Origin of the sequence: Telluria antibiotica (assembly GCF_011682055.1) — a bacterium.
In the GTDB taxonomy this organism is placed as follows: domain Bacteria; phylum Pseudomonadota; class Gammaproteobacteria; order Burkholderiales; family Burkholderiaceae_D; genus Telluria; species Telluria antibiotica.
In genome coordinates this window covers 1-1966 of the sequence record NZ_JAAQOM010000042.1, presented here as the reverse complement: position 1 = coordinate 1966, position 1966 = coordinate 1, and the positions used below count along the sequence as shown (strand labels likewise).

The following is a 1966-nucleotide window of genomic DNA, read 5'->3' as shown; positions in this document are numbered from 1 at the left end:
GGCCTTGAAACCCGTCTACCAGGCCGTCAACTCCGACGCCGCCGAAGCGGCGCTGGACGCATTTGCGGCCGGCCCATGGGGCACCAAATTCCCGACCGTGGCGGCCATGTGGCGACGCCAGTGGCAGCAGGTGATTCCGTTCTTTGCCTACCCGCCGGAGGTGCGCGCGATCATCTACACAACGGATGTAATTTACAAGTCTTATCCTTCTACGGTGCGCCCCTCACTTTGTCTTGGTTTCGTTTTGGCGGCCAAAAGCATGGTTGGGCATCCTTCGGCTTCGCCTGACGCCAGCGCGAGAACAGTTTTTGATAAACCTTCTCCGCTTGTTCGGCGACAGCCCGCTCCTGGTCCCGGATGGCCTTCAGGTTGTAATCCGCGCCGAGCCCCTTATGGCCGCCGCGCTTTGCCGGCATACCAGCCTGCAGCTCCAACTGGCGACGCTTGTGTGCGACCAGCGCCGGCCGCTCCCAGACGAAATTCTCATCCCGTGTCAGCACATGCCAGGCGATGACAGCCAGCTTGCGGGCACACGCTACCGCTGCGATTTGCTCGCCGCGGCGATCTTTGATGCGCAGGAAAAAGGCACGCAATGGTCCCGGGGTTTGTGCCACGGCCCATGCGCCTTCAACGAGCATACCGCGTGCGTGTGAGCGACCGCGCTTACTGATGCGGCCATGCTTGGCCGGTTGCAGTCCTGATTGGTAGACCGACGGATTCAGCCCCAGGTAGCTAACGAGTTTTTCAGGAGAAGAAAACCGACTGATATCTCCGATCGCAGCAACCAGGCTGAGGGCGATCATGACGTTGATACCCGTGATCGTCATCAATCGCGCGACTTGCGGCTGGGCGAGCGCGGACCTGGCCAGCATTTCTTCGATCTGCTTCGCGTCATGTGCCAGCAAATCCAACGTGCGTAGACGTTGCTCCACGCCGATGCGTTCGTCCAGTGGTAACGGTTGATCGGCCAGCCAGCTTCGCCCCTTCTTGCCGAACAAGTCTGACGCCGGGCATGGCGCAATCAGATGTGCAGCCAGTACCGCGTGAATTTCGTTCTTGAGCCGGGTTCGCTGCCGGACGATCTGTGTGCGCCGCGCCACCTGCCGACGTAACGCCAGCGTAGCGTCGTCCGGCGTCCAGACCTCTGGCAAAAATCCGGAAGCGTACAGTTGTGCCAGAATGGCCGCGTCGATCTTGTCCGTCTTGATGCGCGCCTCTGCGATCAACCGAACCTTGAGCGGGTTGGCGACAACGACACGTCCCGCGTGCGACTTCAGCGCCGCAACGATCGCGGCGGTATTGCCAGTCGCCTCAAGCACGACGTGATCGTCCGGCCCCAGGCGCTGCGCGAAGTGCTCCAGTTCCGGATGCAGAAGCGTGACGCGTCCGCCAGCCTGAACCAGGCCGTTTTCCAGATACGCCACCTCGGCAAACGATCTCGATACATCCAAACCAATAACTCGCATGGCAATTCCCCCATAACGGTTGAAATCACGGGAGCGAGTGGTACAGCACGACAACTACGGATTCGCGCTCGCGGCGCAACCGGGCGGGTCGCAGGGGCAGCCAACTACTAACACGAGCTCTCAGCTCATCGTATATGAACGGCCTGCCCACTCGACGTGCTCCCAGGCGCCCCTGTCCCGGATGGTCTCACCATACACCGCTACTGCTCGGATAAGGACACACCGGCGCCGATGATTATCATGCCGGTTACAAATGCCATTGAGAGCCTGCATATGCGCCTGCGTAAGATCGTCAAGAACCGTGGCCACTTCCCGAGCGATGAGGCGGCAACCAAATTATTGTTCCTGGCCTTGCGCAATATCGAGAAAGATTGGAAGATGCCGCAGCGTACGTGGAAGCTGGCCGCCAACCAGTTCGCCATCATGTTCGGCGAGCGCTTCACCAACGCGATTACCTAACTACGAATTCTGGCCCCGCACACAGAATTTCTGACAGGTCC

Annotated in this window: 1 protein-coding gene and 2 pseudogenes; 2 read left to right on the top strand and 1 reads right to left on the bottom strand. The window is 60.1% G+C overall.

What is annotated here, in order from left to right:
* Positions 1-193 (top strand): annotated as a pseudogene (locus HAV22_RS30720) (transposase); the annotation flags it as partial.
* A gap of 16 nt (positions 194-209) precedes the next feature.
* Here the strand turns inward: HAV22_RS30720 and HAV22_RS30715 are convergent.
* On the bottom strand, positions 210-1451 hold the full coding sequence (locus HAV22_RS30715) for an IS110 family RNA-guided transposase (RefSeq protein WP_371869788.1): 1242 nt from the start codon (positions 1449-1451) through the stop codon (positions 210-212).
* A gap of 252 nt (positions 1452-1703) precedes the next feature.
* Here HAV22_RS30715 and HAV22_RS30710 point away from each other — a divergent pair.
* A pseudogene (locus tag HAV22_RS30710) lies at positions 1704-1925 on the top strand (transposase); the annotation flags it as partial.
* Positions 1926-1966 lie beyond the last annotated feature (41 nt).